The sequence below is a fragment of the Pseudomonas sp. BN414 genome (assembly GCF_029871275.1).
GTDB lineage: Bacteria > Pseudomonadota > Gammaproteobacteria > Pseudomonadales > Pseudomonadaceae > Metapseudomonas > Metapseudomonas resinovorans_C.
This window is the reverse complement of the sequence record NZ_SSOL01000066.1, coordinates 207,871-234,148: the sequence shown is the minus strand read 5'-3', so window position 1 is coordinate 234,148 and position 26,278 is coordinate 207,871. Positions and strand designations below refer to the sequence as shown.

Below are 26,278 nucleotides of genomic sequence, written 5' to 3'. Positions count from 1 at the left end.
TGTAAATATTTCCTTACGCTTTGACCGCCCTGCCTGGACTTATGCAAGCCTTGCCCCTGCTGCGTTGTGGCCCGGTCTGCGCTATCGATATGGCAACACAACAACGAAGCCCCATCCCCCAGGAGGCCGAATGAAAACGACGCAGTACGTGGCCCGCGAACCTGATGCCAACGGTTTCATCCATTACTCGGAAGCCGAGCATCAGGTGTGGAACACCCTGATCACCCGCCAGTTGAAAGTGATCGAAGGCCGCGCATGTCAGGAATATTTCGACGGCGTCGAGCAGCTCGGCCTGCCCCATGACCGCATCCCGCAACTGGGCGAAATCAACAAGGTGCTCCAGGCGACCACCGGTTGGAGCGTTGCCCGCGTTCCGGCGCTGATCCCCTTCCAGACCTTCTTCGAACTGCTGGCCAGCCAGCAATTCCCGGTGGCCACCTTCATCCGCACGCCGGAGGAGCTGGACTACCTGCAAGAGCCGGACATCTTCCACGAGATCTTTGGCCACTGCCCGCTGCTGACCAACCCCTGGTTCGCCGAATTCACCCACACCTACGGCAAGCTCGGCCTGAAGGCCACCAAAGAGGAACGTGTCTACCTCGCGCGCCTGTACTGGATGACCATCGAGTTCGGCCTGATGGAAACCTCGCAGGGCCGGCGTATCTATGGCGGTGGCATCCTCTCCTCGCCGAAGGAGACCGTCTACGCTCTGTCGGGTGAACCCGAGCATCAGGCCTTCGACCCGCTGGAATGCATGCGCACTCCCTACCGCATCGACATCCTGCAACCGCTGTATTTCGTGCTGCCGGACCTCAAGCGCCTGTTCGACCTCGCCCATGAAGACATCATGGCGCTGGTGCACAAGGCCATGGGCATGGGCCTGCACGCGCCCAAGTTCCCGCCGAAGCCGAAGGCTGCCTGACGCTTTTCGTAGGTTGGCGCAGAGCGCAGCGAAGCCCAACATTGCCGGCTTGCTGGCCCCGCTCGTTGGGCCTCGCAGGCTCGGCGCCAACCTACAGAACCCCTTAATTGGAGAACCCTAATGACCGCCCTGTCCCAAGCCCATTGCGAAGCCTGCCGCGCCGACGCCCCGCTGGTATCCGATGAAGAACTGGCCGTGCTGATCAAGCAGATCCCCGACTGGAACATCGAAGTGCGTGACGGTGTCATGCAGCTGGAGAAGGAATTCCGCTTCAAGAACTTCCGCTACGCCCTGGCCTTCACCAATGCCGTTGGCGCCATTGCCGAGGAAGAAGGTCATCACCCGGGTCTGCTGACCGAGTGGGGCAAGGTCACCGTGACCTGGTGGAGCCATGAGGCCAAGGGCCTGCATCGCAACGACTTCATCATGTCCGCTCGTACCGACCAGGTCGCGGAGACCGCCGAGGGCCGTAAATGAGCCATTTCGCCAAGGTAGGCCGGGTGCCCGGCGATCCCATCCTCGGTTTGATGGACGCCTACCGCCTGGACCCCAACCCGGCCAAGATCGACCTTGGCGTGGGCGTCTACAAGGACGCCCGGGGCCTGACGCCCATTCCCCATGCGGTGAAGCTCGCCGAGCAGCGCCTGGTGGACACCGAAACCACCAAGACCTACATCGGCGGCCACGGTGACGCGGCCTTCGGCCGACTGCTGCTGGACCTGGTGCTGGGTACCGGCAACTCGCTCGAGGCTGCAGGCCGCGCCGGTGCTACCCAGACTCCGGGCGGCACCGGCGCACTGCGTCTGGCGGCGGAGTTCATCGCCAGTAACCTGCCTGGCCGTGGCGTGTGGCTGAGCGATCCGACCTGGCCGATCCACGAAACCATCTTTGCCGGCGCCGGCATCGCGGTCCGTCACTACCCCTACGTGGATGCGGCCAACCGCCTGGACGTGAGCGCCATGATCAAAGCCCTGGAGCAGGTGCCCAACGGTGACGTGGTGCTGCTGCATGCGTGCTGCCACAACCCCACCGGCTTCGACCTTTCCCAGGACGACTGGCGCAAGGTGCTGGAGGTAGTCAAGGCGCGCGAACTGCTGCCACTGATCGATTTCGCCTACCAGGGCTTCGGTGATGGCCTGGAAGAAGACGCCTGGGCCGTGCGCCTGTTCGCCGATGCGCTGCCGGAAGTACTGGTCACCAGCTCGTGCTCGAAGAACTTCGGTCTCTACCGAGAGCGGACCGGCGCGCTGATCGTCTGCACCGCCGACACCGAGAAGCTGGCCGACGTTCGCAGCCAACTGGCCTTCCTCGCCCGCAACCTCTGGTCTACCCCGCCCGCCCATGGCGCCGCGGTGGTCGCCACCATCCTCGGTGACGCCACGCTCAAGACCGAGTGGATGACGGAACTGGAAGTCATGCGTTCACGCGTCGCAGAACTGCGTGCCGGCCTGGTGGAAGCCCTGCAGCCCTATGGCCTGGCGGATCGCTTCGCCCACATCGGCGCGCAACGCGGCATGTTCTCCTACACCGGCCTCTCGCCTGAACAGGTGGCCCACCTGCGTGCGGAGTTCAGCGTGTACATGGTGAGCACCGGACGGGCCAACGTCGCGGGGCTGGATCACAGCCGCATCGCCGACCTGGCCGCAGCGATCGCCAAGGTCTGCTGAGCAAAACACCCGGCTCCACTGCACCTGTAGGAGCGAGCTTGCTCGCGAAGCTCTTGAGCCCGAGCTTTCGCGAGCAAGAACTGGGCGTCCCCCTCGGTCCTACACATAATCCAAATCAGCCCTACTCCGGCTGCTGACCCCCCATCCGCCGGCTGATGGCCTCGGCTGCCCGGTGCAGTCGTTCGGCGGCGGAGCTGTCGGTGTCGGCGCGGAACACGCTGGCGGCGCCGACCACGGTGATCACACCTGCAAGCTTGTTGCCGGTGGCGAACAGTGGCGCCGACAGGGCGTTCACTCCCGGCATCAGCAGGCCGTGCACCGGGTGCATCCCGGTGGCGCGGATCTGTGCCATCTGATCCTGCAGTTCGATGCTACCGGGCGCATCCGGCAGGGCCATTTCCTCATCGCGCAGGAACGCGGTTTCACCCTCCGGCAGGTAGGTGTTGAACACCATGCCGGTGGACGAACCGAGCAACGGCAGCACCGAGCCCACCTGGGTGACCAGCGTCACCGCGCGCAGCGCCTGCTCGACATGCACGACGGTCGGCCCCTTGTTGCCCCATACGGCGAGGAAGCAGGTCTCATTGAGCGCATCGCGCAATTCCACCAGGTGCGGCATGGAGACCTTCACCACGTCCAGCCGTCCGATGGCGGCCAGCCCTACCAGCAGCGCTTCGCGGCCGAGGCCATAGTGGTTGGTGGTGGCGTCCTGCTCGGCGAAACCGCTGGCGATCAACGCCTGCAGGTAACGGTGCACCTTGCTCGCCGGCATCCCGACGTGCTCGGCCAGTTTCGACAGCGAGGTGGCCGGTGCCAGCTCCGCCAGCCCCTTGAGGATGTCGGTTCCCACTTCCGCGGCCTGCACCTTCTGGCGGCGGGGTGCGCCTGCGCTGTCGTTATCGTTCGTCATGTCCTGGCCTTGGTCGGTGTGGAGGGCGCTGTTATAGCTTGACCCCTTTTTGCTTTCAAATTACGTTATGCGTAATCAAATTACAAAAACCGCGAGGTCGCCATGGTCTCCCCCACGCAGCTCACTTACCAATCCGGTTTCGACAACGAGTTCAGCAGCGAAGCGCTGCCGGGCGCCCTGCCCGTTGGCCAGAACTCGCCGCAGAAAGTGCCCTATGGCCTCTATGCCGAACTGCTTTCCGGCACCGCCTTCACCGTTCCGCGCAGCGAAGCCCGGCGCACCTGGATGTACCGCATCAAGCCCTCGGCCAATCACCCGCAGTACCAGCGCCTGGAGCGCCAGATCGCCGGCAATCGCCTGGGGCCGGTGACGCCCAATCGCCTGCGCTGGAATCCTCAGGAAATACCCGCCGTGGCCACCGACTTCATCGATGGCCTGCTGACCATCGCCGCCACCGCCGACGCCGAACAGGCTTCTGGCGTCAGCGTGCACCTGTTCCGCGCCAATACCTCGATGCAGCGGGTGTTCTTCAATGCCGACGGCGAATGGCTGATCGTTCCCGAGCACGGCCGCCTGCGCATCGCCACCGAGCTGGGCCTGCTGGAAGTGGAGCCGCTGGAAATCGCGGTGATCCCCCGTGGCATGAAGTTCCGCGTGGAACTGCTGGACGCCACCGCTCGTGGCTACATCTGCGAGAACCACGGCGCCGCGCTGCGCCTGCCGGACCTCGGCCCCATCGGCAGCAACGGCCTGGCCAACCCGCGGGACTTCCTCGCCCCGGTGGCGCACTACGAAGACATGGACACACCGGTCACCCTGGTGCAGAAATTCCTCGGTGAACTCTGGTCCACCGAGCTCGACCACTCGCCGCTGGACGTGGTCGCCTGGCACGGCAACAACGTGCCCTACAAGTACGACCTGCGCCGCTTCAACACCATCGGCACCGTGAGTTACGACCACCCGGACCCCTCGATCTTCACCGTGCTCACCTCGCCCGGCGAAACCCATGGCCAGGCCAACGTCGACTTCGTGATCTTCCCGCCGCGCTGGATGGTGGCCGAGAAGACCTTCCGTCCGCCGTGGTTCCACCGCAACCTGATGAACGAATTCATGGGCCTGATCCAGGGCGCCTACGACGCCAAGGCGGAAGGCTTCTCCCCGGGCGGCGCCTCCCTGCACAACTGCATGAGCGCCCACGGCCCGGACAACGCCACCACCACCGGCGCCATCGCCGCCGATCTGAAACCGCACAAGATCGACAACACCATGGCCTTCATGTTCGAGACCAGCCGCGTGCTGCGCCCCAGCCAGTACGCGCTGGAATGCCCGCAGCTGCAGAGCGACTACGATGCATGCTGGGCCGGCATGGCCAAGACCTTCGACAAGGGCAGGATTTGATATGACCCAAGCAGACAACCGCCGTAGCTGGATCGCCTCCGCCAACGGCCACCCGGACTTCCCCCTGCAGAACCTGCCACTTGGCATCTTCAGCCCGGCCGGCGCCTCGCCGCGCGGTGGTGTTGCCATCGGCGACGCGATCTTCGACCTCAAGGTCGCCGCCGATGCCGGCCTGTTCAGCGGCGAAGCGGCCGAAGCCGCGCAGTCCGCCTGCGGAGACAGCCTCAACGCCTTTTTCGCCCTCGGTGCCTCCACCCGCCGCGCCCTGCGCACCCAGCTGCAAGACCTGCTGGCCGAAGGCAGCAGCGCCCAGGAGCGCCTGGAAGCCATGGGTCAGGCATTGCTGCCGTCCGCTTCCACTTGCCAGCTGCACCTGCCGGCCAAGGTCGGTGACTACACCGACTTCTATGTGGGCATCCACCACGCCAATAACGTCGGCCGCCTGTTCCGTCCGGACAACCCGCTGCTGCCCAACTACAAGTACGTGCCCATCGGCTACCACGGCCGCGCGTCCACCGTCTGCGTCTCCGGCACCCCGGTGCGCCGACCGCTCGGCCAGACTATGCCGCCGGGCCAGGAAGTGCCGAACTTCGGCCCGAGCAAGCGCCTGGACTACGAACTGGAACTGGGCATCTGGATCGGCCAGGGCAACGAGATGGGCGACTCCATCGCCATTGCCGACGCCCAGCAGCACATCGCCGGCTACTGCCTGCTCAACGACTGGTCGGCCCGCGATGTCCAGGCCTGGGAATACCAGCCGCTCGGCCCCTTCCTAGCAAAGAACTTCGGCACCACGGTGTCGCCCTGGGTGGTCACCGCCGAAGCCCTGGAACCCTTCCGCGCTGCGCAGCCGGCCCGCCCTGAAGGCGACCCGCAACCGTTGCCGTACCTGCTGGACGAAGCGGACCAGGCCAAAGGCGCCTTCGACATCCAGCTGGAAGTGCTGATCCTCACCGCCACCATGCGCGAGCAGGGCCTGGCACCCCACCGCCTGGCGCTGAGCAACACCCAGAACATGTACTGGACCGTGGCGCAGATGGTCGCCCACCACAGCGTTGGCGGTTGCAAGCTGCAAGCCGGTGACCTGTTCGGCTCCGGCACCCTCTCCGGCCCGGAGCCCGAGGCCTTCGGCAGCCTGCTGGAGAGCACCTTTGGCGGCAAGCAGGCGATCAGCCTGCCGAGCGGCGAGCAGCGCACCTTCCTGGAAGATGGGGATGAAGTGATTCTGCGTGCGCGTTGCCAGAGGGAGGGCTACCCCGCCATCGGCTTCGGCGAATGTCGCGGCGTGCTGCTGGCGGCACGTTGAAATGAAAAAGGGGCAACCAACTGGTTGCCCCTTTTCATTTCTGGCGATGGCTCTTGCCTAGCGATGGCTCTTGCCGTCGTTCTTGCTCGAAGAGGCTTCAGCCCGATCACGTCCGTGGGCGTTGTGGTCGCCCGGCGTAGTCTCGGACACGGCACGTGCGTTGGCCAGGCCGCGACTGTCCTTGTCACGGGCCACGGCGGACGTCGCATAGCCGTGGCCGTTGTCGTCATTGCGCAGGCTGCCGTAGCGGTTGCCCTTGTCCTCACCATTGCGGGTAGCCTTGCCCGTGTGGTCGGCGCTCTTGCCGTAACCGTTACCCTTGCCGTCGTGGCTGCCGGCATGACCGCCACCAACGCCGCCGCCAAAGCCGCCGCCATGACCACCACCGTGTCCACCGCCGTTGCCACCCCCATTGCCGCCCCCATTACCGCCGCCATTGCCACGGGCATAGGCGGAGTCGATCAGGGATGCGCCGCCGGGCAGCACCGTACCCGCCGCAAGGACCATCGCACAGGTGGCCGCGGCCAACAGGGTTTTCTTATTGATCAATTTGGAGCCTCCACGGGCTTTCTTTCACGGTATGCCGTGAGACTTCGAAGAGGTGCGCCGGTTCAACGCCGGACGACAAGTGGAGACGCCCATGGGGCAAAGGGTTTACGCGCTTTGAACCGGTTCATGTTTCCGGCAGCTCGCAGAAGCGGATTTTCTGCAATAGTTGCGGCACTCACCCCTGCTTTCGCAGTCCATCGTCACAGGGAAATGTCCTTCATGGAGGCCACGGAAATGACCAGAACCCGCACTCTCATCGCCACCCTGACCAGCCTTGCCCTGATCACCGGCTCGCCTGCCCTGCTCGCGGACTCGGGGAAAGGCAAGGGGCACGACAAGGGCAGTTCGAGTTCTTCGCAAGGCAGCAATTGGTCCGGTGGCCCACAGGTGGATATCGGCGGTATTCGCATCATCCTCGACGACAATCGCGACTACTGGGGTCCGGCCCAGGCCCTGCCGCCGGGTATCCAGAAAAACCTGGCACGCGGCAAGCCACTGCCCCCGGGGATCGCCAAGAAACTGGATGGTCGACTCGTCAACCGCCTGCCCCACTACGAGGGTTACGACTGGGTCCGCGCCGGCACCGACCTGATCCTGGTCGCGGTGGCCACCGGGATCATCTACGAAGTGCTGCAAGACGTGATGGATTGATGGCCTTCCCCCTCCTCTGCAGGAGTCTCTCGTAGGGTGGGCTGAAGCCCACCCTACTGCTCGTTGTTTGTGTGGGAGCGAATTCATTCGCGAAGGGCCGCATAGCGGCCCTACAAAAGCGCTTTGGGATTCCGGATGCGCGGCCTACGCCCGCTTGTTCAACAACCGCGCCAAACGATCCCCGCCAAACTGGATCAGGGTCACCAGCACCACCAGCAGGATGATCACCGTCAGCATGATCTGCGTGTCGAAGCGCTGGTAACCGTAGCGGTAGGCCAGATCGCCCAGCCCACCGGCCCCAATGGCACCGGCCATGGCGGACGAGTTGATCATGGTCACCAGGGTAATGGTGAAGCCGCCAACGATGCCCGGCCGCGCTTCCGGCAACAGCACGTTCCAGATGATGTGATGCCGTTGGCAGCCCATCGCCTGGGCCGCCTCCACCAGGCCGAAATCCACCTCGCGCAGGCTGACTTCGGCAATGCGCGCGAAGAACGGCGTGGCGGCGATGGTCAGCGGCACCACCGCGGCCCATACCCCGTAGCTGGTGCCGACGATCAGGCGAGTGAAGGGAATCAGCGCCACCATCAGGATCAGAAACGGGATCGAACGCAGCACGTTCACCACGCTACCCAGCGTGCGGTTCAGCGTGCGGGCTTCGAAGATGCCGCCAGGACCGGTGGTGACCAGCACCAGGGCCAGGGGAATTCCCACCAGGAGCACGATCAGCGAGGAAGCGCCGATCATCAGCAAGGTGTCGAGGATGCCCTGCAGCAGCCGGTCAAGCATGGGCGACATAGCCGAGCACCTCCGCCTTGTCCGCCAGGGGCCGCGCCCGTTCCAGCAGGTCCAGCCCGCCCTGTCCCGCCAGCGTAGCGCTGAGCAGCAGATGGCCCTGGGCGCGTCCCTGGATGCGGTCGATGCCGCCATGCACCAGGCTCACCCGCGTACCCAGAGCCTGGGCGATGGCCAACAGGTCCGGCTCGCGGCCACTGGCGCCAGTGAAATGCAGGTCCAGCAGCAGTTCGTTCGCGCCGTCGGCAGGCTGGCTGAGCAGCCGCGCCAGCAGGTCCTCCGGCAGGTCGTGGCGCAGGGTACCCAACAGGGTGCGGGTCACGTCGTGCTGGGGGTCGCCGAACACGCGCCAGACTTCGCCATGCTCCACCACCTGGCCACGCTCCAGCACCACCACGCGGTCGCAGATTTCACGGATCACCGCCATCTCGTGGGTGATCAGAACGATGGTCAGGCCCAGGCGCTTGTTGATATCGCGCAGCAGGGCAAGGATGGCCTGGGTGCTTTCCGGGTCCAGTGCCGAGGTGGCTTCGTCGCACAGCAGGATTTCCGGCTGATGCACCAGCGCACGGGCAATGCCGACGCGCTGCTTCTGCCCCCCCGAGAGTTGTGCCGGGTAGGCATCGCGCTTGTCCGCGAGTCCCACCAGCTCCAGCAGCTCGCTGACCTTGCGCTCGATATCGGCCTTGGGCACGCCGGCGACTTTCAGCGGCAGGACAACGTTCTGCCAGACGGTCTTGGCCGACATCAGGTTGAAGTGCTGGAAGATCATGCCGACGCGGCGACGCAGCAGCACAAGCTGCTTCTCGTCGAACTGGCCGATGTCGTCTTCGTCGATCACCACCTGGCCGCTGGTGGGCTTTTCCAGGCGATTGAGGGTGCGAATCAGCGACGACTTGCCCGCGCCGCTGCGGCCGATGATGCCGAACACTTCACCCCGACGGATTTCCAGGTCGATGCCTTGCAGCGCCTGCACCGGCCCCTTGCTGCCCTGATAGGCCTTGCCCAGTCCCTGCAGGCGGATATGCGACAGGTCCAGGCTGATGTTGCGGTTGAAACTGACCATTTAGGGCCTCTCTGTTCCGTATAGATGGGGAGCCGATTGCTCTTCTGTGGGGACGAATTCATTCGCGATGGACAGCGCAGCTGCCCCCTGGCAATCCCAAGGGCGAACCTGCGGTTCGCTTAGCGATTGAAATCGCCCCCACAAAAAGCGGGCTCCTCCTGCTTATTCCCAGCCCGGCTGGTAAAGCTTGCCGTGTGCCTTATCCAGCGCAGCGCGCACCTGCGGCGAGTGCTGGTAGATGTCCACGAACTCGCCCAGGCGGCCGTCGTCCTGGTAATCGGCGCGGGTGACGAACTGGATGATGTATTCCTTGTTCTCGATGCCATCGAACAGCAGGGCGCTGTTGGCATCGAGGGTGCCGGCCAGGCGGATGTAGTGCGGGTAGCCCTGGGCCAGGTCGACGTCATCCAGGGCGCGCACCAGTTGCACGGCCTCCAGCTCGATGATGTCGATCTTTTTCGGGTTCTCGACGATGTCGTCCAGGGTCGCCTTGTAGCCGACGCCATCCTTGAGCTTCAGCAGCCCGGCCTTCTGCAGCAGTTGCAGGCCGCGCCCGCCATTGATGGGGTCATTGGCGATGGCCACCTTGGCGCCTTCCGGCAAGTCGGCGATGGCCTTGTACTTCTTCGAGTACAGACCGACGTTGTTGATCACGCCGGGCGCGAAGGGCTTGAGGGCAAAGCCGCCTTCCTTCTTGGCGTTTTCCAGGAATGGCGTGTGCTGGAAGTAGTTCACGTCGATGTCGCCGGCAGCCAGGGTGATGTTCGGCGAGTTCCAGTCGGTGAATTCCACCAGTTCCACTTTCAGGCCTTTCTTCGCGGCCTCTTCCACCGCCACTTCCAGGGGCGGGGCGAAGGCAGCGGTGGTGCCGACCTTGAGGACCTTGGAGTCGGTGGCGTGGGTGATACCGGAGGCCAGGAGCAGGCCGAGGGTGAGGGTTTTGAGGAGGTGTTTGGGCATGTCTTTAGTCCTTGAGTAACGGGGGAATAGGTTGGCAATTACCTTGTGGGGGCGAATTCATTCGCTGAGGAGCGCGCAGCGCTCCCTGAATTGCTGAGGGACAGGCCTTCGGCCTGCATAGCGAATGAATTCGCCCCCACAGGAAAAGCAGGAGCAGCACGGGCGAAACGGACGCCCTTGTGGTCTGCCGGCAGCCGGTCGCCCACGCCAAACAACTTCCGTCGCAAGGTGCCTTCGGCATACGCCGTCTTGTACGCGCCGCGCGCCTGAAGCTCCGGCACCACCAGGTCGATGAAGTCCGCGTAGCTTTCCGGGGTGACGATGCGGGTGAGGTTGAAGCCGTCGAGGCCGGTCTCGTCGATCCAGGCCAGCAGCTCGTCGGCCACCTGCGTGGGCGAGCCCACCAGCAGGATGTAGCGCCCGCCCAGGGCGTGCTGTTCCAGCAATTGGCGGCGGGTCAGGCTGTTGTCCTTGAGCTTGCTGGCGGCGGATTCGATGGCGTTGGTTTTCACATAGGGAATCGGCTCGTCCAGCTCGAAGCGGGAAAAGTCGATACCCGTGGAGCTGGCGAAATGTGCCACGCCCGCCTCGGCGCTGGCGTGGGACAGGTACTCGGCATGCTTGGCGCGCGCTTGGGCTTGCGTCGGCGCGACAATCACGCTGATGCCCATGAATACCTTCACCGCCTGCGGATCGCGGCCGGCGGCCTGGGCGGCGGCGCGCACCTTGTCGACCTGGGCGCGGGTGGCGGCTTTGTTGTTGCCGCCGATGAACACGCACTCGGCGTGCTCGCCGGCAAAGCGCAGACCGCGTGTCGAGGCGCCGGCCTGGAACAGCACCGGCGTGCGCTGCGGCGAGGGCTCGCAAAGGTGGTAGCCCTCCACATTGAAGAACTCACCCTGGTGACGAACCTTGTGCACCTTCTCCGGCTGGGCATAGATGCGGCGCTGGCGGTCATTGATCACCGCGCCCTCTTCCCAACTGCCTTCCCAGAGTTTGTAGAGCACCTCCAGGTACTCGTCGGCCTGGTCGTAGCGGCGGTCGTGTTCCACCTGCTGCGTCAGCCCCATGGCGCGGGCGGCGCTTTCCAGGTAGCCGGTGACGATGTTCCAGCCGACCCGGCCATCCGTGAGGTGGTCCAGTGTCGACAGGCGTCGGGCGAACAGGTACGGCGCGTCATAGCTCAGGTTGGCGGTGAGGCCGAAGCCCAGGTGACGAGTCACCCCGGCCATGGCGGAAACCAGCAGCAGTGGGTCGTTGACCGGAAGCTGGATGCTCTCCTTCAGGGTCAGGTCCACATTGCCCTGGTAGACGTCGTAGACCCCGACGATATCCGCCAGGAACAGGCCATCGAACAGGCCGCGCTCCAGCAACTGCGCCAGCTCGGTCCAGTAGGAGAGCTTGCGGTACTCGGCCGAGCGGTCGCGCGGGTGGGTCCAGAGTCCGTGGTTGATGTGCCCGACGCAGTTCATGTTGAAGGCGTTGAGGAGGATCTGCTTGCGCGCCATCAGATCGTCCCCCGGCGCGGTGGCAGCTTGTCGTTGAGGTAGAAGTTGCCCACCGCGTGGTACTTCCAGCGCACCGGGTCGTGCAGCGTGTGCACGCGGGCATTGCGCCAGTGGCGGTCGAGGTTGTGCTCGGCGAGGCTGGCGCGGGTGCCGGACAGCTCGAACAGCTTGCTGCCAGCGGCAAGCGACACCTCGGTGGTCAGCGCACGGGCTTCGGCCACGCCGATGGACGCAGCCGCCACGCTGTCGGCGTTCGGCTGCGCGGTGGCGGCATCCAGCAGGCGGCCGGCACGGTCGAGGATGGCCTCGGCAGCGTGCAGGCGGATCGCCAGGCGGCCGAATTCCTGGATGGTCAGCGGATCGTCGCTGGCCTTGTCCACACCCGAGTCGATCCACGGCCGCGAACGGGTCCGCACGAACTCCAGGGCGTCCTCATAAGCGGCGCGGGCAATGCCGGCATCGATGGCCGCGTGCAGGATCTGCGCGAAGGGGCCGACGGTCGTCGGCCGCTCGAAGGCGTCCTGGAAGGACACCAGGTCCTCGGTGCGCACCGGCACGTTCTCGAACACCACCGAGCCGCTGCCGGTGGTGCGCTGGCCGAAGCCGGACCAGTCATCGATCACCGTCAGACCGGGCGCATTGCGCGGGACGAAGGCCAGGTACCCACCACCAGGGTGGGCACCCGGTCGGCGTAGAGGGCACCGGTGCAGTAAAACTTGCGGCCATTGATGCGGTATCCCGCACCTTCTCGGATCAACCGGGTATTGCGGTCATTGGCAGTGCGCGTACCGATCTCCGCCAGGGCGTTGCCGAAGCGCTGGCCTGCCAGTGCCGCGGCGAACAACCGCCGTTGCTGGGTCTTGCTGCCATTCACGCGGAGCACTTCCAGGGCGTAGAAATGGTTCTGCGGAATCTGTCCGAGGGACGCATCCGCGGCGCTGATGATGGCGATGACGCGGGCCAGGGTGACCCGCGAGACGCCGGCACCACCGTATTCGCGCGGCACGCTGATGCCCCAGAGACCAGAGCGGGTGAAGACGTCGAGTTCCTCATGGGGCAGGCGCCGGTCACGGTCGCGTGCGGCGGCGCCGGGCTTGAACTCGGCGGCGATACGGCGGGCCACGTCGAGGGCTTCGGCATCGTCGCGGATGATGGCGACACTGGCCACCGGTGCGGGTTGCGGCAAAGTCATGGAGAACTCCTCAAATCCAGGAATGGCGGGCCGGCCTGGCGCCATTGAGATGCCAGGCACCAACGGCCTGGACCTTCCAGCGCACCGGGTCGTGCAGGGTGTGGACGCGGGCGTTGCGCCAATGGCGGTCGAGGTTGAACTCGGCGAGGCTGGCACGGCTGCCGGCCAGCTCGAAGAGCTTCTCGCTGGCGAGCAGCGATACCTCGGTGGTCAGGACTTTGGCTTCGGCTACCGCGATAGAGGCGCGAGCGGCAGACTCGTCATCGATGGGGGCCGCGGCCACTTCGTCCAGTACCTGGCCGGCGCGCTCCAGCAGAGCAATGGCCGCATTCAGCTCGACCTTCAAACGACCGATCTCGGCGATGGTGTAGAGCTCTTCGCTGGCTCGCTCGACGCCGGCATCCACCCAAGGACGCGAACGTTCGCGGATGAAGGCGATGGCGTCGTCGATGGCCGCTTCCGCAATACCGGCATCGATGGCGGCCTGGATCAATTGCGACAGCGCGCCCTGGATGCTTGGCACCTCGGCCAGGCGGCTGTTGTGGAAAACCAGGTCGTCGGCGACCGGTGCCCGGTCCAGCAACACCGTACCGCTGGCAGTGGTGCGCTGGCCGAAGCCGGACCAGTCGTCGACGATGCGCAATCCCGGTACGCCGCGCTCCACCAGACCAAGCACGCCGACGCCGTTATCGTCGATGGCCTTGACCGCCACCCAATGGGCGAACAGCGCGCCGGTGGAATAGAACTTCTCCCCGCTGACCTTCAGGCCGTCGTCGCTGCGGGTGATGCGGGCCTTGATCTCCAGCGTGTGTTTCGTATTGCGCTCCGGGCCCGCATTGGCCAGGCGGCGCCCCGCGAGAATGCCGGCGAAGACCTTGCGCTTCTGCTCCTCGTTACCGACGTTCTCGACCACGCTGAGCAGGCCGAACTGGTTCTGTGGAATCTGCCCCAGTGCCGGGTCGGCGGCGCAGATAATGCGGAATACCTCGGCGAGGGTGACGTAGGACACTTCGGCCCCGCCGTAGGCGCGCGGAATGCGGATGCCCCCCAACCCCAGGCGAGTGAAAAGCTCCAGCTCGCGCCAGGGCAGCAGGCGGTCGCGGTCCCGTTGTGCAGCCTGTTCCCTGGCCAGCTTCGCCACCTCATGAGCGGCTTGCAGGGCCTGTGCGTCGTTTTCGATCAGCGCAGCCGGGAGTAACGGCGGAGCTTCATCACGAAATGCGTGGTGTGCGGTTTCGTTTGTCATGCGGTGTGGCCTTCGATTGCAGAGTTGCGCCCGGCCCTCTCCCCCGGCCCCTCTCCCTGAAGGGCGAGGGGAGGCAAGCGGCGCGAGGCTGGGGAATCAGAACGCCGGGGCGATCTGGCCCTTGTAGCGGGTGACGATGAACTGGCGGACTTCCGGCGAGTTCAGGGCCTTGGCCAGCTTCTGCAGGCCCGGGTCCTGGAGGTTGTCCGGACGGGCGACGAGGAACTCGGCATAGAGGTCCTTGCCCTTCTCGACAATCAGCGCGCTGTTGGTGTCGATGCCGGCTTCCAGGGCGTAGTTGGCGAAGACGAAAGCCAGGTCCACCTGGCTCACGGAACGGGCCAGCAGGGCGCCTTCCAGTTCACGGATCTTCAGCTTCTTCGGGTTCTCGGCGATGTCGCGCTGGATGGCCAGGGTGTTGCTCGGGTCCTTGAGCTTGATCAGGCCAGCCTCGTGCAGCAGCACCAGGGCGCGACCGGTGTTCACCGGGTCGTTGGGGATGGCGACGGAGGCGCCGTCCTTCAGCTCGTCGAGTTTCTTGATCTTGGTGGAGTAGGCGCCGAAGGGCTCGATGTGGATGCCCACCACCGGCACCAGGTTGGTGTGGCGACTCTTGTTGAACTCATCGAGGAAAGGCCGGTACTGGTAATAGTTGGCGTCGAGGTTCTTCTCGGCCAGCTGCACGTTGGGCTGGATGAAGTCGGTGAAGACCTTGATGTCCAGGTCCACGCCTTCCTTGGCCAGGGTGGGTTTGATGAACTCGAGGATTTCCGCGTGGGGAACCGGCGTGGCGCCGACCACCAGTTTCTCGCCGGCTTGGGCAGAGAAGGCGACGACGGCGGCCAGAATGGCGATGGCTTTTTTCATTGCAAATGCTCCTGGGCAGTAATGGGTTGGCCGTCGTGGGGTAGACGTGAGGCCGGGATTGGGCAGCGGATGCCGGCTGCCCTGCGGCGGGAATTCAGCGGCGGCTGTAGCGGATCACCAGGCGGTCGCCGCTCATCTGCAGGGCCTGCACCAGCAGGACCAGCAGGGCCACGGTGACCACCATCACGTCGGTCTGGAAACGCTGGTAGCCGAAGCGGATGGCCAGGTCGCCCAGACCGCCGCCACCAATGACGCCGGCCATGGCGGTGTAATCCACCAGCACGATGGCGGTGACGGTCACGGCGGCGATCAGCCCGGTGCGGGCTTCCGGCAGCAAGGTGTGCCAGATGATCTGCCAGGTGCTGGCACCCATCGCCTGGGTAGCCTCCACCAGGCCGCGATCCACTTCGCGCAGGGCGGTTTCCACCAGCCGCGCGAAGAACGGCGTGCAGCCGGCCACCAGTGGCGGAATAGCTCCGGCAACACCGAGGGAGGTGCCGGTGAGCAGCGTGGTCAGCGGGATCATCACGATCAGCAGGATGATGAAAGGCAGCGAACGCAGCATGTTCACCAGCGCCGAGGCGAAGCGGTAGAAACCCGGCTTCTCATGCATTTGCTTCTTGCCGGTGAGGTACAGCAGCACGCCCAGCGGCAGGCCCAGCAGCACGGTGAAGCCGAGCGCCAGCGCTAGCATGGTCAGCGTGTCGAGGCAGGCCTGGCCGATCTCCACCCAGTCGAGGTTGGCGAGTAGTTCGTTCATCGCCCCGCCCTCCCCCGTAGTCGTGCGGCCGGGTGCGGCTCAGCGAGGCGGTCGCCCTGGCCGAACAGCTTGTGGCGCAGGCTGCCGTCTTCGTAGTCGCGCTTGAACAGACCGCGGGCCTGTAGCTCGGGCACCAGCAGGTCAACGATATCCACGAAGGTTTCCGGCGCGACGATGCTGGACAGGTTGAAACCGTCCACGTCGGTCTCTTCCACCCAGGCCTGCAGCTCATCAGCCACGCTTTTCGGCGACCCCACCAGCAGCGGGCCGTCGCCACCCAGGGCGCAGTAGTCGGCGATCTCGGCGGTGGTCCAGGTACGGCTCGGGTCCGCCGCGGTGAAGGCATCCACCGCCGACTGGATCGCGTTGCTCTCGACCTGACGCAGTACCTGGTCCGGCGCGTACTGGCCAAAGTCGATGCCGGTCCAGCCGGACATCAGCGTCAGGGCGCCGTCATGGCTGGCGAACTCGCGGTACTCGCGCCATTTCGCCTGGGCCTCGGCATCAGTGGGCGCGACGATGACCGTGAGCTGGTTGAACACCTTGATGTCGCTGCCCTTGCGCCCGGCCAACTCGGCCTGACGGCGCAAGTCGGTCACCTGGTTGCGCAGGATGTGGCGGGTGGGCGCGGCGACGAACACGCACTCGGCATTGGCGGCGGCGAAGGCCTTGCCCCGATTGGAAGCGCCGGCCTGGTAGAGCACCGGAGTGCGCTGCGGCGATGGCTCGCTGAGGTGGAAGCCGGGCACCTGGAAGTGCGCGCCCTCATGGGCGATGGGGTGCACCTTCGCCGGGTCCGCATAGACGCCGCTTTCCACGTCGGCGACCACTGCGTCCTCGTCCCAGCTGGCCTCCCAGAGCTTGTAGCAGACCTCCAGGTATTCCCCTGCCAAGGCGTAGCGCTGCTCATGGTTGAGCTGCTGCTTGAGACCGATGTTGCGCGCGCCGCTCTCCAGGTAGGAGGTGACGATGTTCCAGCCGGCGCGGCCACCGGTGAGGTGGTCCAGCGTGCTCATGCGCCGGGCGAATGGGTACGGATGCTCGAAGGACACCGAAGCGGTGACGCCGAAACCCAGGTGCCGGGTGGCGGCGGCCATGGCCGGCACCAGCAGCAGCGGGTCGTTTACCGGCACCTGGGCGGCATTGCGCAGGGCCTGCTCCGGGCCGCCCTGGTAGACGTCGTAGACGCCCAGCACGTCGGCGAGGAACAGGCCGTCGATCTTGCCGCGCTCCAGGGTTTGCGCCAGGTCGATCCAGTAGTGGATATCGGTGTAGCGCCGCGCCTGGTCGCGCGGGTGGCGCCAGAGGCCGGGGGACAGATGGCCCACGGCGTTCATGGCAAAGGCGTTGAGGCGGATCTGCTTGCTCATGTCGCGCGCCTCAGGACCAGTCGTGACGCGGCGGCTTCACGCCGTTGAGCAGCCAGTTGCCGACCACGTGGTACTTCCAGCGCACAGGGTCGTGCAGCGTGTGCACGCGGGCATTGCGCCAGTGACGATCGTGGTTGTGGCGCGCCAGCGTGGAGCGGGTGCCGCCCAGTTCGAACAGCTTGTTGGAGGCTTCGATGGCGATTTCGGTGGTCAGCACCTTGGCCTTGGCCACGGCGACCGAAGCGGCGGCCACATTGTCCTCATCCGGCGCCGGGCGGGCGGCGTCCATCACCTTGCCGGCACGTTCCAGCAAAGCTTCGGCGGCCTCCAGGCGAATCCCCAGGTTGCCCACCTGGATGATGGTCAGTGGGTCCTCGCTGGCCTTCTCCACTCCGGCATCGATCCAGGGGCGGGCGTGGTCACGGACGAAGGCGATGGTGTCTCGCAGGGCCGCACGGGCGATCCCGGCATCGATGGCCGCAGTGGTGATCTGGGCGAACGGGCCGGCCAGGGTCGGACTCTCGTAGGAACGGTAGGTGGGGAACAGGTTCGTCGCCGGGACGCGCAGGTCCTCGGCCAGCACCGTGCCGCTGGAGGTGTTGCGTTGGCCGATGCTGGACCAGTCGTCGACGATCACCAGCCCTTCGCTGCCACGGGGAACGAAGGCCAGTTGGGCCTTGTCGTCCTCGTCCACGGCCAGCACCGCCAGCCAATGGGCGTAGAGCGAGCCGGTGCAGTAGCCCTTGCGACCGTTGATGACATGGGCGTCACCTTCACGGCGGATGCGGGTCTGGATGTCCTGCACGTTCTTGCCGCCGGTTTCCGACAGCGCATTGGCGAAGCGGTTGCCCTTCAGCGCCAGGCCGAAGAAGAAGCGCTTCTGGTCATAGGTGCCTTGCAGGCGGATGTCTTCCAGCAGGCAATAGTGGTTCTGCGGAATCTGTCCGAGGGAGGCGTCGGCGGCCGAGATAATGGCGATCACTTCCGCCAGGGTGGCGTAGCTCACCTCGGCGCCGCCGAACACCTTGGGCACCGTGATGCCCCAGAGGCCGCTATTGGAAAACACGTCCACCACTTCTGATGGGACCTGGCGGGTGCGGTCGCGCTCGGCGTCCCCCTCCAGCAGGAAGGCTGCGACGCGATGGGCCACCTCGATGGCCTGGGCATCGCTACGGATGATCTGGGCGTCGGGGATACCGATGGAGTACTGGGCGGAAATCGGGGATTGCGACATGGGGCTCTCTGCACTGCTGTTTCGCCGCGAACAGTCGCGACCTTGCTTGCAGAGGGATAAAGCAGCACCCGTGCCAGTTTTGTTTTTCCTTATAAATCAATTGCTTAATATTTTTCATCAACAGACGAGCCTGAATTAAGCAGGCAACTTGCTGGTCAGGTGTTGCTGGAGCAACACCTGAAGCAGGAAAAGACAGGTTGATCATCCCCAGCGCTTTAGTGCATTTTTTTTGCACCGTACGAGCAATAACATTCATTAGCCTTCTATTTTTCCGCCCCTTAGCATGCCCCCATCCCCGACGCCCGGCCCGGACCGGCCTGCGCAAGCAGGCTCCCGAGGAACCGTGCGCGAGAGAAAAAATTTCCATATCCAAGGATGGAGCTCCCACCCCAGTGGGATTGAGAGGACCAGGGGCCTGTACGAAAAGCCGTCCGGTATCGGCACTTTCCGTACAGCGCCTCCGCCTCTCCCTTTATCAACTGCCCAGTGTCATGCCCATGCCCCAGAACCCTCTGCGTCTCTGGCTGCAGCGTCTGCTGCCGGACGCCAGTAACGCCCCGCCACGGGAGTGGCTGCGCGCCGCCATTGGCGGCTGCATCGCCGTTTTCCTCGCCGCGCTGGTGTGCAGCCAGCTATACGGTACCGACCTGGCCTTGCGCCTGATCGCACCGTTCTCCGCCTCTGCGCTGCTGCTGTTCGCCGTCACCTCCAGCCCGGTTGCCCAGCCCTGGCCGGTGGTCGCCGGCAATGTGCTGGCGGCAGCCATCGGCTTGCTGGTCAGCCACTGGGGCCTGCCCCCATTGGCCACCGCCGCAACCGCCTTCGGCCTGGCCCTGGTCAGCATGCAGGCCCTGCGTTGCCTGCATCCGCCCAGCTGCGCCATCGCTCTGGGGGCTGCGCTCGGTGGACCGGTCTTTTCTGCGCTCGGCTGGCATCTGTTGTTGCCGGTACTGCTGGGTTCAGTGGTACTGGTGAACACCGCACTGCTCTTCAACAACCTCAGCGGAGTCCCCTACCCGCGCAAAGTGGCGCATCCTGCCAGCGGCCCACACCTGACCGCCGATCCCTTGCCGGGGGAGCGCAACGGAATCGCCGAAGTTGACCTGGACCGCGCGCTGGCCGAGTTCGGCAGCTTCGTCGACGTGACCCGCGATGACCTCCAGCGCCTGCTCCAGCTCACCGAGAAACATGCGTTGCGTCGCACCATGGGCGACCTGCGGGCGGCGCAGATCATGTCCCGCGACCTGCGCACCATCGGCCCCCAGGCACCGGTCAGCGAGGCCTGGCGCCTGCTCGACCAGCATCATCTGAAAGCCCTTCCGGTGCTGGACGACAAGCAGCAGCTGGTGGGCATCCTGACCCTCTCCGACCTGCTCGGCCACGCGGCCAGCGCCGCACCGCGCAGCCTCGCCGAGCGCTTCCGCGCCCGTCGCGAGGCACCGGTGTCGCGGCTGATGAGCCGCCCGGTACGCTGCGTGACCGTGGACACGCCGGTGGTGGAACTGGTGTCGCTGCTGTCCGACCAGGGCCTGCACTGCCTGCCGGTGCTGGACGACAGTGGCCGCGTGGTGGGCATCGTCAGCCAGAGCGACCTGATCGCCGCGCTCTACCGCAACTGGCTACAGGACCTGCACCAGCAGCCCGTGTTTCAGCTGGCGAGTTGAGTACGGCTGGGCACCTGTAGGATGCGGTAGAGCGCAGCGAAACCCATCGCCGCCGTAATGATGGGTTTCGTACCTCTACCCATCCTACGATTCGCTCTCAGATCGGGTCCCAGCGCCGGGACCAATCGATGTCTTCGCTCACGACTTCGCGCAGCAGGTCGATGGCCTGGCGCAAAGCAGGGGAATCCTTTTCGCGGGAGTAGACGAGGTAGGTGGGATAAGTGAATTCCGGTGCCTTCTCCACCCGTTCCAGCTCGCCGTTGTCCAGGTGCCCTTGCACCACGCGGGCGCGGAAGTAACCGGAACCACCGCACTGAAGGATGTAGTGCAGCGCCAGCGGCCCCAGGTTGGTGGACAGCACGGCGCTGGCCTTTTCGGGCATCGCGGCATCGTGGCGCTGGCGAAATTCAGGGCCCCAGTCGTTGTAGATGTAGGGCTCGGGATTGGTCGCCGAACGCACCTGGACCAGCTTCTCCTCCAGCAACAATTCCACCTGCAGGCCTGGCCAGTAGTCCGGGCGATAGACCAGCGCGGCATCCAGCAGACCGCGCTGCAATTGCTGCTGCAGATGACCCGCTTCGCCGACTTCCGCACGTACCGCGTGGGATGGCATGCGCTCGCGCAGGCGGATCACCCAACTGAGCACCAACGGGCTGCACAGGCTCACTTCGCCGCCCAGGTTGAGTACGTCGCGATAGCCTTCGGGCAGCGGTAGGTCGCGTCGGGCCGCTTCCCAGGTCTGCACCAGCTGGTTGGCGTAGGCGACGAACACCTCACCGTCTGCAGTCAGCCGCGCGCCCGCTCGATTGCGCACGAAGAGCCGGCAATCCAGCTGTTGTTCGAGGTTATGCACCCGCGCGGTGATGGTGGTCTGGGTGACGTGCAAGCGCTCGGCCGCCGCGACGAAACTGCCGGTACGGACGATCTCGAGGAAAGTGCGCGCCAGGTCGATATCCATGAATGTGCTCAGGTGCTGAAAGGTTGACCGAGTTTACCGGCTGGCGCGACGTGTCGTGTGCAGGAGCGAGGGGGACGCCGAGTTCTTGCTCGCGAAAGATCGTGCGCGGACTGTTCGCGAGCAAGCTCGCTCCTACGTGTCCCGGTCCGTGGCTGGAGTCGTAGGGTGGGCTTTAGCCCACGCTGACCTCCGGAGGTGGGCTGAAGCCCACCCTACGGGCGGCGACCGCTTCCAGGGTCAGGGTTGAAGATCGAACAGGGCGTTGCCGCTTTCCATGTCGAAGGGCGCGGAGAAGTGCTCGTGGACGATCTTCCACTGCCCGCCGCGCTTGACGTAGCACTGGGTGCCGCGCATCCAGCTGGTCTTCACCTCGCCATCCTGTTCGCCGCCGCAACGTACCAGGCAGTGCAGGAAGGCGACGTTGGTGTCGGCCTGAATGGTCGGGTCGGCCGGTTCGAAGATGCCATCGCCGGCGCACATTTCCATGCAGTAGCGCCAATGCTGGCCGTAGGCATCCAGGCCCTTGAACTGCAATTTGAGGATCGCGTCATAGGCGATCACATCATCCGCATAGCAGGCCAGGATGGCGTCCACATTCTTGGCGCGGGCGGCCTTCAGCCACTGGTTGAAGACTTCGTGGACTTCCAGTTCTGCGGTGGCCTTGAGGGTTTCACTGCTCATGGTGTGTCTCCTGGTTCCGGAAGGGGTTCCGTCGGCGGCATGCCGTGGGTTCACCCTTAGTCGTGGGCCGCTGTCCGGCTTCGACACCGCCTTCGCCGGGATCGACGAACGGTGCCGTCATTCCTCCAATTCACGCAGGCGCCCCTCGATGAAGCGCCGCTCGGGTTCCTGGCGTACCAGCGCCAGTGCGCTCTGGTACGCCGCACGTGCCTCGGTCTTGCGCCCGAGACGACGGCAGAAATCGGCGCGGGTGGTATGCGCCAGGTGGTAATCGCCGAGTTCGCCGGCATCGAGCAGGGCATCCACTTCCGCCAGTCCCGCTTCGGGGCCATCGCGCATGGCGATGGCCACCGCGCGATTGAGGGCCACCACCGGCGACTGGACCAGCCGTTGCAGCACATCGTAGAGGCCGACGATCTGCCCCCAGTCAGTCTGCTCGGCACTCGCCGCCTGGGCATGCACGGCGCTGATCGCGGCCTGCAGCACATAGACGCCGACGCGCCGGCTGGCCAGGGCCTGCGTCACCAGGGCGAGGCCTTCCGCGATCTGCGCCCGGTCCCACCGGGAACGGTCCTGCTGATCCAGCAGGATCAGGTCGCCATCGTCGGTGGTGCGTGCGGTGCGGCGCGAGTCGTGCAGCAGCATCAGCGCCAGCAGCCCCATCACTTCCGGGTCCGGCAGCAGCTCCAGCAGCAGTCGCGCCAGGCGAATGGCTTCGGCCGATAGATCGGTACGGGTCAGGGAGTCGCCGGAAGAGGCCGAATAACCCTCGTTGAACACCAGGTAGATGACCCGCAGGACGTTATCCAGCCGCTCCGGCAACTCGGCGAGCGACGGCACCTGGTAGGGAATGCGCGCGTCGCGGATCTTCGCCTTGGCACGGACGATGCGCTGGGCGATGGTGGACGGCGTACTCAGGAAGGCGTGGGCGATTTCTTCGGTTTTCAGGTCGCAGACTTCGCGCAGGGTCAACGGCACCTGGGCGTCGGCGGGCAACGCCGGGTGGCAGCAGGTGAAGATCAGCCGCAGGCGGTCGTCCTCCACATCCTCGCCCTCCTCGAACTCGCTGGCGGCCTCTTCCAGTTCAGCCAGCAGATGGCGCTTGGACGCGTCGAAACGGACGCGCCGGCGCAGCCCGTCGATGGCCTTGAAGCGGCCGGCCGACACCAGCCAGGCGCGCGGATTGGCCGGGATGCCGTCCCGCGGCCACTGCTGCACGGCGGCGATGAAGGCGTCGTGCAGGGCTTCCTCAGCCAGGTCGAAGTCCCCCAGCAGCCGGATCAGCGTGGCGAGGACGCGACGCGAGTCGCTGCGATAGATCGCCTCGACCCGCTGGCGCAGTTCGGCCTCTTCCATCAGGCCCCCCGTTGCATCAGGAGACCGCACCCAGGGTCGGCCGAACCTCAGGCTCGCGCACCGGCCGCACCTCGATGCAGCCCAGGCGTGCCGGTGGGATTTTCGCCGCGATCTGCAGCGCTTCGTTGAGGTCGCGCGCCTCGATCAGGTAGAAGCCGCCGAGCTGCTCCTTGGTTTCCGCGAAGGGGCCGTCGGTCATCGACACGCGACCGCCCTGCAGGCGCAAAGTAGTGGCGGTACGCACCGACTCCAGCGCGTTGGACGCCAGGTAATGGCCGCTGGCGGCGAGTTGTTCGGTGTATTCCACGCACTCACCGGCGATGGCCTGGTAGTCGGCATCGGTCAGGGTGGCCAACTTGGCTTCTTCGATATAGATCAGGCACAGGTATTTCATGATGGGTTCCTCGGGTGGCTGCGGGGTACTGACACCCATTGGTCGTTTGGCCGTGGCAGGAATCGACAGGGCCTATGGAAAATTCCGTTCTTCGTCAGGATTGACCGTGCCTTGTGGGAGCGAACTCATTCGCGAATGAATTCGCTCCCACAAGGAGAGGATCAGGATAGCGCCCCCTGCTCGCCCGGCCCGCCCGGGGGCCGAGCGGTCCGTTTCAGGTTATTTCTCGGCGGCGGCCTTGAGGTTCACCAGGCCCTGGTCGAACTTGCTGCCGACCATGTCATCCATGTCGAAAAAAACCTGCATCAAGCGGTGGGTATAGGGGGACGGCCCATACATGGCCCAGGTGACCTGGGTGCTGCCGCCATTCTGCGGCTGGAGGTTGAACTCGGCGGTGTTGTGGGCTTCGAAGGGCATCTGGAAGTCCAGCTTGATCTCTACCTTCGAGGCCGGCTCGCTCTGGGTGATCTCCATGCGCCCGGTGCCCACTTCGTTGTTGCCCTGCCAGGCATAGGCGGCGCCGACGCCTTCTTTCGGCCCGCTGTAGCTGCGCTTGAGTGCCGGATCGAGCTTTTCCCAGGGCGACCAGGCCTTCCATTGGTGCAGGTCGTTGATCAGCGGGAAGACCTTTTCCGGCGGCGCCGCGATGGTGGTCGTGCGTTCGATGCGGAAATGATCCGGGCTGATCGCGGCGTACCCCAGCACGCCGAGTATCGCAATAACGATGATCGCGAGTATGGCTTTGATCATGGCGCCCTCCCGGGGCTTGCAGGCAGGTGGACTGGCACTTGGGCAGCATTGCCAGAACAAGGTTAGCCGCTCTGCGCGGCGGTGCCCGGAAGCCGAATATGACGTCCCAATTCCTCGAACAGGGTGATCACCGAGCGCAGCGCACGGCAGTCCGGCCGGGTCAGCAGCCAAAGCGCACTGGTGCAGCCGGGCAGATCGCCCTCGAGGACCTGCAACCCCGCTTCGCCATTCACCAGGTATTCCGGCAGCGCCGCCACGCCGAGGCCGGCGCGCACCAGGTGCGCCACCGACAGCATGCTGTTGCAGCGATGCATCGGCTGCACGTCGGGATAGTGCTGGCGGCGCCAGACCAGGCTGGGATGGTTGGGCAGGAAGTCGTCGGGGGCGATCCAAGCCATGCGCGCCGGGTCACGCTCGGACGAGCGCGCCAGATAAGCGTCAGCCGCGCAGAGCACGTAGGGCACCGGGCCCAGGCAGCGGCCCACGAGATGACCGGGCGGAGCTGTGGTCAGGCGCAGGGCGATGTCGGCGTCGCGGCGGCTGAGGTTGGCGAAGTCATTGGAGGTGGTCAGCTCCAGTTCCAGCGCCGGATACCCCGGCATGAAGTGGGCCAGGGCGGGCAACAACAGGCCATGGAGGACGGCGTCGGTGCAGGTCAGTCGCAAGGTCCCGCTGACGGCCTCGCGGCCCTGCTCCAGGCCCAGACGCGCCGCTTCAAGCGCTTTCTCCGCCAGCTCGGCCTGCTGTGCCAGCAATTGCGCCGTCGCGTTCGGCAGGTAACCGGCGCGGCTTTTCTCGAACAGGACGCTACCCAGTGCCTGCTCCAGGCGCCGCAGCGCGCGGAAGACCGTGGAGACATCCACCTTGAGCTGCTCGGCGGCCCGCGCCAGGGTCCCGCCACGGACCAATGCGAGGACCAGTGCCAGGTCGGCGTGGTCGATCTTGTATTGCGTCACTGCAATCCCACCTTGCCAAATCGCCAATATTGATTGCTTCTGCGCAACTATATAGTCGGTCGGTGCGGGCGCAAACCGCGCCCGGAAACGGAGGACAGAGATGAAGCAACTGCGCATCGGCCTGATCGGCGACAGGGACGACAGCATCACCGCGCACCGGGCCAATCCTCACGCTCTGGAACTTGCCGCGCGCGCCTCCGGCCGCGCCGTGGAAGGCATCTGGCTGGCGACCGAGCGCCTCGGTGAACACAATCTCGACGATTTCGACGGCCTCTGGTGCGTGCCCGGCAGTCCCTATCGCGACACCGATGCGGTGCTGATGGCTATTAACCACGCGCGATGCAATGCCCTGCCCTTTCTCGGCACCTGCGGCGGCTTCCAGTACGCCCTGCTGGAGCACGCGCGCAACGTCCTGGGCTGGGCCGACGCCGAGCATGCCGAAAGCCATCCGGATGCCGCCCGCACAGTCATCAGCCCCCTGCCCTGTGCCCTGCGGGAAACCCTGGAGCGGGTGGAGCTGCGAGCCGAATCGCGCCTGGCGGCGGCCTACGGCGCCCGGGAAACCTTCGAGGGTTACTTCTGCGGCTACGGCCTGAACCCCGCCTTCGGCGAGCAACTGACCCGAGGCCCCCTGAAGGTCGCGGCCACCGACGCCGCCGGCGCGGTACGGGCCGTGGAGCTGGACGGCCATCCCTTCTTCATCGCCACCCTGTTCCAGCCGGAACGCGCCGCGCTGATCGGCCGCCTGCCACCGCTGGTGCACGCCTTCGTCAATGCCTGCCAGGAGCACGCGCGATGATTGCTTCGACGCCGGAACCACCCTACTACGCGGTGATCTTCACCTCGTTGCGCAGTGAGACCGAGCAGGACTATGCCGCCACCGCCGAGCGCATGCTGGAACTGGCGGGCGACCAACCCGGTTTCCTCGGCGTGGAGTCCGCACGCGGCGCCGACGGGCTGGGGATAACGGTGTCCTACTGGCGCAGCGAGGACGACATCCGCAACTGGCGCATGCAGGCCGAACACCGGGAAGCGCAGCGACGCGGACGCGAAGAGTGGTACCGCGCATTCCGCACCCGCGTGGCCCACGTCGAGCGGGAGTACGGCAAGGTCTGAGC

The 26,278-nt window shown here is 65.4% G+C and carries 26 protein-coding genes and 1 pseudogene; 9 read left to right on the top strand and 18 right to left on the bottom strand.

Going from position 1 to position 26,278, the window contains the following annotated elements; all coding sequences use genetic code 11:
* Positions 1-130 precede the first annotated feature (130 nt).
* The 3 genes from phhA to E8E95_RS15425 all read left to right on the top strand — a co-directional run bounded on the left by phhA (position 131) and on the right by E8E95_RS15425 (position 2,589).
* On the top strand, positions 131-922 hold the full coding sequence (gene phhA, locus E8E95_RS15435) for a phenylalanine 4-monooxygenase (protein WP_280351569.1): 792 nt from the start codon (positions 131-133) through the stop codon (positions 920-922).
* A gap of 120 nt (positions 923-1,042) precedes the next feature.
* Positions 1,043-1,399, top strand: a complete 357-nt coding sequence (locus tag E8E95_RS15430) for a 4a-hydroxytetrahydrobiopterin dehydratase (protein ID WP_077525746.1) — start codon at positions 1,043-1,045, stop codon at positions 1,397-1,399.
* Positions 1,396-2,589: an amino acid aminotransferase gene (locus tag E8E95_RS15425; protein WP_280351567.1), complete on the top strand. Its 1,194-nt coding sequence runs from the start codon at positions 1,396-1,398 to the stop codon at positions 2,587-2,589. Before E8E95_RS15430 ends, E8E95_RS15425 begins: the two co-directional genes overlap by 4 nt.
* A 121-nt stretch (positions 2,590-2,710) precedes the next feature.
* Here the strand turns inward: E8E95_RS15425 and E8E95_RS15420 are convergent, their stop codons facing one another.
* A complete protein-coding gene (locus tag E8E95_RS15420; protein WP_280351565.1) occupies positions 2,711-3,499 on the bottom strand; it encodes an IclR family transcriptional regulator in 789 nt (262 codons plus the stop codon).
* A gap of 102 nt (positions 3,500-3,601) precedes the next feature.
* On the opposite strand from E8E95_RS15420, the gene hmgA reads away from it, so the two are divergent.
* Together hmgA and fahA are read left to right on the top strand one after the other, a co-directional pair.
* On the top strand, positions 3,602-4,897 hold the full coding sequence (gene hmgA, locus E8E95_RS15415; protein ID WP_280351563.1) for a homogentisate 1,2-dioxygenase: 1,296 nt from the start codon (positions 3,602-3,604) through the stop codon (positions 4,895-4,897).
* 1 nt (position 4,898) lies between these two features.
* Positions 4,899-6,203: a fumarylacetoacetase gene (gene fahA / locus E8E95_RS15410; RefSeq protein WP_280351561.1), complete on the top strand. Its 1,305-nt coding sequence runs from the start codon at positions 4,899-4,901 to the stop codon at positions 6,201-6,203.
* 57 nt (positions 6,204-6,260) lie between these two features.
* Here fahA and E8E95_RS15405 read toward each other — a convergent pair whose 3' ends face one another.
* Complete coding sequence (locus E8E95_RS15405) at positions 6,261-6,752, bottom strand: hypothetical protein (protein ID WP_280351559.1); 492 nt, start codon at positions 6,750-6,752, stop codon at positions 6,261-6,263.
* 234 nt (positions 6,753-6,986) lie between these two features.
* Here E8E95_RS15405 and E8E95_RS15400 point away from each other — a divergent pair, with 234 nt between their 5' ends.
* Entirely contained in the window at positions 6,987-7,403 is a 417-nt protein-coding gene (locus tag E8E95_RS15400) for an anti-virulence regulator CigR family protein (RefSeq protein ID WP_280351557.1), read from the top strand.
* A 144-nt stretch (positions 7,404-7,547) separates the two neighbouring features.
* Here E8E95_RS15400 and E8E95_RS15395 read toward each other — a convergent pair whose 3' ends face one another.
* The 10 genes and pseudogenes from E8E95_RS15395 to E8E95_RS15350 form a co-directional block, all read right to left on the bottom strand.
* Positions 7,548-8,201: a methionine ABC transporter permease gene (locus tag E8E95_RS15395; RefSeq protein WP_280351555.1), complete on the bottom strand. Its 654-nt coding sequence runs from the start codon at positions 8,199-8,201 to the stop codon at positions 7,548-7,550.
* The gene (locus E8E95_RS15390) at positions 8,185-9,264 is read right to left on the bottom strand and encodes an ATP-binding cassette domain-containing protein (protein ID WP_280351553.1); all 1,080 of its coding nucleotides are present in this window, start codon (positions 9,262-9,264) and stop codon (positions 8,185-8,187) included. Before E8E95_RS15390 ends, E8E95_RS15395 begins: the two co-directional genes overlap by 17 nt.
* Positions 9,265-9,426: 162 nt before the next feature.
* The gene (locus E8E95_RS15385) at positions 9,427-10,224 is read right to left on the bottom strand and encodes a MetQ/NlpA family ABC transporter substrate-binding protein (protein WP_280351551.1); all 798 of its coding nucleotides are present in this window, start codon (positions 10,222-10,224) and stop codon (positions 9,427-9,429) included.
* A 38-nt stretch (positions 10,225-10,262) separates the two neighbouring features.
* Positions 10,263-11,732 carry an LLM class flavin-dependent oxidoreductase gene (locus E8E95_RS15380; protein ID WP_280351548.1) on the bottom strand — a complete coding sequence of 490 codons (1,470 nt, stop codon included), beginning with the start codon at positions 11,730-11,732 and terminating at the stop codon, positions 10,263-10,265.
* Positions 11,732-12,924 (bottom strand): annotated as a pseudogene (locus E8E95_RS15375) (SfnB family sulfur acquisition oxidoreductase). Before E8E95_RS15375 ends, E8E95_RS15380 begins: the two are co-directional and overlap by 1 nt.
* Before the next feature lie 10 nt (positions 12,925-12,934).
* Complete coding sequence (locus E8E95_RS15370) at positions 12,935-14,170, bottom strand: SfnB family sulfur acquisition oxidoreductase (protein WP_280351546.1); 1,236 nt, start codon at positions 14,168-14,170, stop codon at positions 12,935-12,937.
* 96 nt (positions 14,171-14,266) lie between these two features.
* On the bottom strand, positions 14,267-15,037 hold the full coding sequence (locus tag E8E95_RS15365) for a MetQ/NlpA family ABC transporter substrate-binding protein (RefSeq protein ID WP_280351544.1): 771 nt from the start codon (positions 15,035-15,037) through the stop codon (positions 14,267-14,269).
* A 94-nt stretch (positions 15,038-15,131) separates the two neighbouring features.
* Complete coding sequence (locus E8E95_RS15360) at positions 15,132-15,797, bottom strand: methionine ABC transporter permease (protein WP_280351542.1); 666 nt, start codon at positions 15,795-15,797, stop codon at positions 15,132-15,134.
* Positions 15,794-17,167, bottom strand: a complete 1,374-nt coding sequence (locus E8E95_RS15355) for an LLM class flavin-dependent oxidoreductase (RefSeq protein WP_280351540.1) — start codon at positions 17,165-17,167, stop codon at positions 15,794-15,796. Before E8E95_RS15355 ends, E8E95_RS15360 begins: the two co-directional genes overlap by 4 nt.
* Positions 17,168-17,177: 10 nt before the next feature.
* Positions 17,178-18,401 carry an SfnB family sulfur acquisition oxidoreductase gene (locus E8E95_RS15350; protein ID WP_280351538.1) on the bottom strand — a complete coding sequence of 408 codons (1,224 nt, stop codon included), beginning with the start codon at positions 18,399-18,401 and terminating at the stop codon, positions 17,178-17,180.
* 497 nt (positions 18,402-18,898) lie between these two features.
* Here E8E95_RS15350 and E8E95_RS15345 point away from each other — a divergent pair, with 497 nt between their 5' ends.
* Positions 18,899-20,065, top strand: coding sequence for a CBS domain-containing protein (locus E8E95_RS15345; protein WP_280351536.1), 1,167 nt, complete (start codon positions 18,899-18,901; stop codon positions 20,063-20,065).
* 97 nt (positions 20,066-20,162) lie between these two features.
* Here the strand turns inward: E8E95_RS15345 and E8E95_RS15340 are convergent, their stop codons facing one another.
* The 6 genes from E8E95_RS15340 to E8E95_RS15315 all read right to left on the bottom strand — a co-directional run bounded on the left by E8E95_RS15340 (position 20,163) and on the right by E8E95_RS15315 (position 25,160).
* The gene (locus E8E95_RS15340; protein ID WP_280351534.1) at positions 20,163-21,023 is read right to left on the bottom strand and encodes a LysR family transcriptional regulator; all 861 of its coding nucleotides are present in this window, start codon (positions 21,021-21,023) and stop codon (positions 20,163-20,165) included.
* A gap of 237 nt (positions 21,024-21,260) precedes the next feature.
* Positions 21,261-21,704 carry a nuclear transport factor 2 family protein gene (locus E8E95_RS15335; protein WP_280351532.1) on the bottom strand — a complete coding sequence of 148 codons (444 nt, stop codon included), beginning with the start codon at positions 21,702-21,704 and terminating at the stop codon, positions 21,261-21,263.
* A 117-nt stretch (positions 21,705-21,821) separates the two neighbouring features.
* Complete coding sequence (locus E8E95_RS15330; RefSeq protein WP_280351748.1) at positions 21,822-23,045, bottom strand: RNA polymerase sigma factor; 1,224 nt, start codon at positions 23,043-23,045, stop codon at positions 21,822-21,824.
* 31 nt (positions 23,046-23,076) lie between these two features.
* Entirely contained in the window at positions 23,077-23,454 is a 378-nt protein-coding gene (locus E8E95_RS15325) for a YciI family protein (RefSeq protein ID WP_077525726.1), read from the bottom strand.
* 219 nt (positions 23,455-23,673) lie between these two features.
* The gene (locus E8E95_RS15320; protein WP_280351529.1) at positions 23,674-24,204 is read right to left on the bottom strand and encodes an SRPBCC family protein; all 531 of its coding nucleotides are present in this window, start codon (positions 24,202-24,204) and stop codon (positions 23,674-23,676) included.
* A gap of 62 nt (positions 24,205-24,266) precedes the next feature.
* Complete coding sequence (locus E8E95_RS15315) at positions 24,267-25,160, bottom strand: LysR family transcriptional regulator (RefSeq protein WP_280351527.1); 894 nt, start codon at positions 25,158-25,160, stop codon at positions 24,267-24,269.
* 100 nt (positions 25,161-25,260) lie between these two features.
* On the opposite strand from E8E95_RS15315, the gene E8E95_RS15310 reads away from it, so the two are divergent.
* Both E8E95_RS15310 and E8E95_RS15305 read left to right on the top strand, forming a co-directional pair.
* Positions 25,261-25,959, top strand: a complete 699-nt coding sequence (locus E8E95_RS15310) for a hypothetical protein (RefSeq protein ID WP_280351526.1) — start codon at positions 25,261-25,263, stop codon at positions 25,957-25,959.
* On the top strand, positions 25,956-26,276 hold the full coding sequence (locus E8E95_RS15305) for an antibiotic biosynthesis monooxygenase (protein ID WP_280351523.1): 321 nt from the start codon (positions 25,956-25,958) through the stop codon (positions 26,274-26,276). Before E8E95_RS15310 ends, E8E95_RS15305 begins: the two co-directional genes overlap by 4 nt.
* Positions 26,277-26,278: the final 2 nt, after the last annotated feature.

What these genes read in the sequence shown, in the direction of transcription:
- phhA (WP_280351569.1), top strand. Translation starts at nt 131, where the DNA reads ATGAAAACGACGCAGTACGTGGCCCGCGAACCTGATGCCAACGGTTTC.
- E8E95_RS15430 (WP_077525746.1), top strand. Translation starts at nt 1,043, where the DNA reads ATGACCGCCCTGTCCCAAGCCCATTGCGAAGCCTGCCGCGCCGACGCC.
- E8E95_RS15425 (WP_280351567.1), top strand. Translation starts at nt 1,396, where the DNA reads ATGAGCCATTTCGCCAAGGTAGGCCGGGTGCCCGGCGATCCCATCCTC.
- E8E95_RS15420 (WP_280351565.1), bottom strand. Translation starts at nt 3,499, where the DNA reads ATGACGAACGATAACGACAGCGCAGGCGCACCCCGCCGCCAGAAGGTG.
- hmgA (WP_280351563.1), top strand. Translation starts at nt 3,602, where the DNA reads ATGGTCTCCCCCACGCAGCTCACTTACCAATCCGGTTTCGACAACGAG.
- fahA (WP_280351561.1), top strand. Translation starts at nt 4,899, where the DNA reads ATGACCCAAGCAGACAACCGCCGTAGCTGGATCGCCTCCGCCAACGGC.
- E8E95_RS15400 (WP_280351557.1), top strand. Translation starts at nt 6,987, where the DNA reads ATGACCAGAACCCGCACTCTCATCGCCACCCTGACCAGCCTTGCCCTG.
- E8E95_RS15395 (WP_280351555.1), bottom strand. Translation starts at nt 8,201, where the DNA reads ATGTCGCCCATGCTTGACCGGCTGCTGCAGGGCATCCTCGACACCTTG.
- E8E95_RS15390 (WP_280351553.1), bottom strand. Translation starts at nt 9,264, where the DNA reads ATGGTCAGTTTCAACCGCAACATCAGCCTGGACCTGTCGCATATCCGC.
- E8E95_RS15385 (WP_280351551.1), bottom strand. Translation starts at nt 10,224, where the DNA reads ATGCCCAAACACCTCCTCAAAACCCTCACCCTCGGCCTGCTCCTGGCC.
- E8E95_RS15380 (WP_280351548.1), bottom strand. Translation starts at nt 11,732, where the DNA reads ATGGCGCGCAAGCAGATCCTCCTCAACGCCTTCAACATGAACTGCGTC.
- E8E95_RS15370 (WP_280351546.1), bottom strand. Translation starts at nt 14,170, where the DNA reads ATGACAAACGAAACCGCACACCACGCATTTCGTGATGAAGCTCCGCCG.
- E8E95_RS15365 (WP_280351544.1), bottom strand. Translation starts at nt 15,037, where the DNA reads ATGAAAAAAGCCATCGCCATTCTGGCCGCCGTCGTCGCCTTCTCTGCC.
- E8E95_RS15360 (WP_280351542.1), bottom strand. Translation starts at nt 15,797, where the DNA reads ATGAACGAACTACTCGCCAACCTCGACTGGGTGGAGATCGGCCAGGCC.
- E8E95_RS15355 (WP_280351540.1), bottom strand. Translation starts at nt 17,167, where the DNA reads ATGAGCAAGCAGATCCGCCTCAACGCCTTTGCCATGAACGCCGTGGGC.
- E8E95_RS15350 (WP_280351538.1), bottom strand. Translation starts at nt 18,401, where the DNA reads ATGTCGCAATCCCCGATTTCCGCCCAGTACTCCATCGGTATCCCCGAC.
- E8E95_RS15345 (WP_280351536.1), top strand. Translation starts at nt 18,899, where the DNA reads ATGCCCCAGAACCCTCTGCGTCTCTGGCTGCAGCGTCTGCTGCCGGAC.
- E8E95_RS15340 (WP_280351534.1), bottom strand. Translation starts at nt 21,023, where the DNA reads ATGGATATCGACCTGGCGCGCACTTTCCTCGAGATCGTCCGTACCGGC.
- E8E95_RS15335 (WP_280351532.1), bottom strand. Translation starts at nt 21,704, where the DNA reads ATGAGCAGTGAAACCCTCAAGGCCACCGCAGAACTGGAAGTCCACGAA.
- E8E95_RS15325 (WP_077525726.1), bottom strand. Translation starts at nt 23,454, where the DNA reads ATGAAATACCTGTGCCTGATCTATATCGAAGAAGCCAAGTTGGCCACC.
- E8E95_RS15320 (WP_280351529.1), bottom strand. Translation starts at nt 24,204, where the DNA reads ATGATCAAAGCCATACTCGCGATCATCGTTATTGCGATACTCGGCGTG.
- E8E95_RS15310 (WP_280351526.1), top strand. Translation starts at nt 25,261, where the DNA reads ATGAAGCAACTGCGCATCGGCCTGATCGGCGACAGGGACGACAGCATC.
- E8E95_RS15305 (WP_280351523.1), top strand. Translation starts at nt 25,956, where the DNA reads ATGATTGCTTCGACGCCGGAACCACCCTACTACGCGGTGATCTTCACC.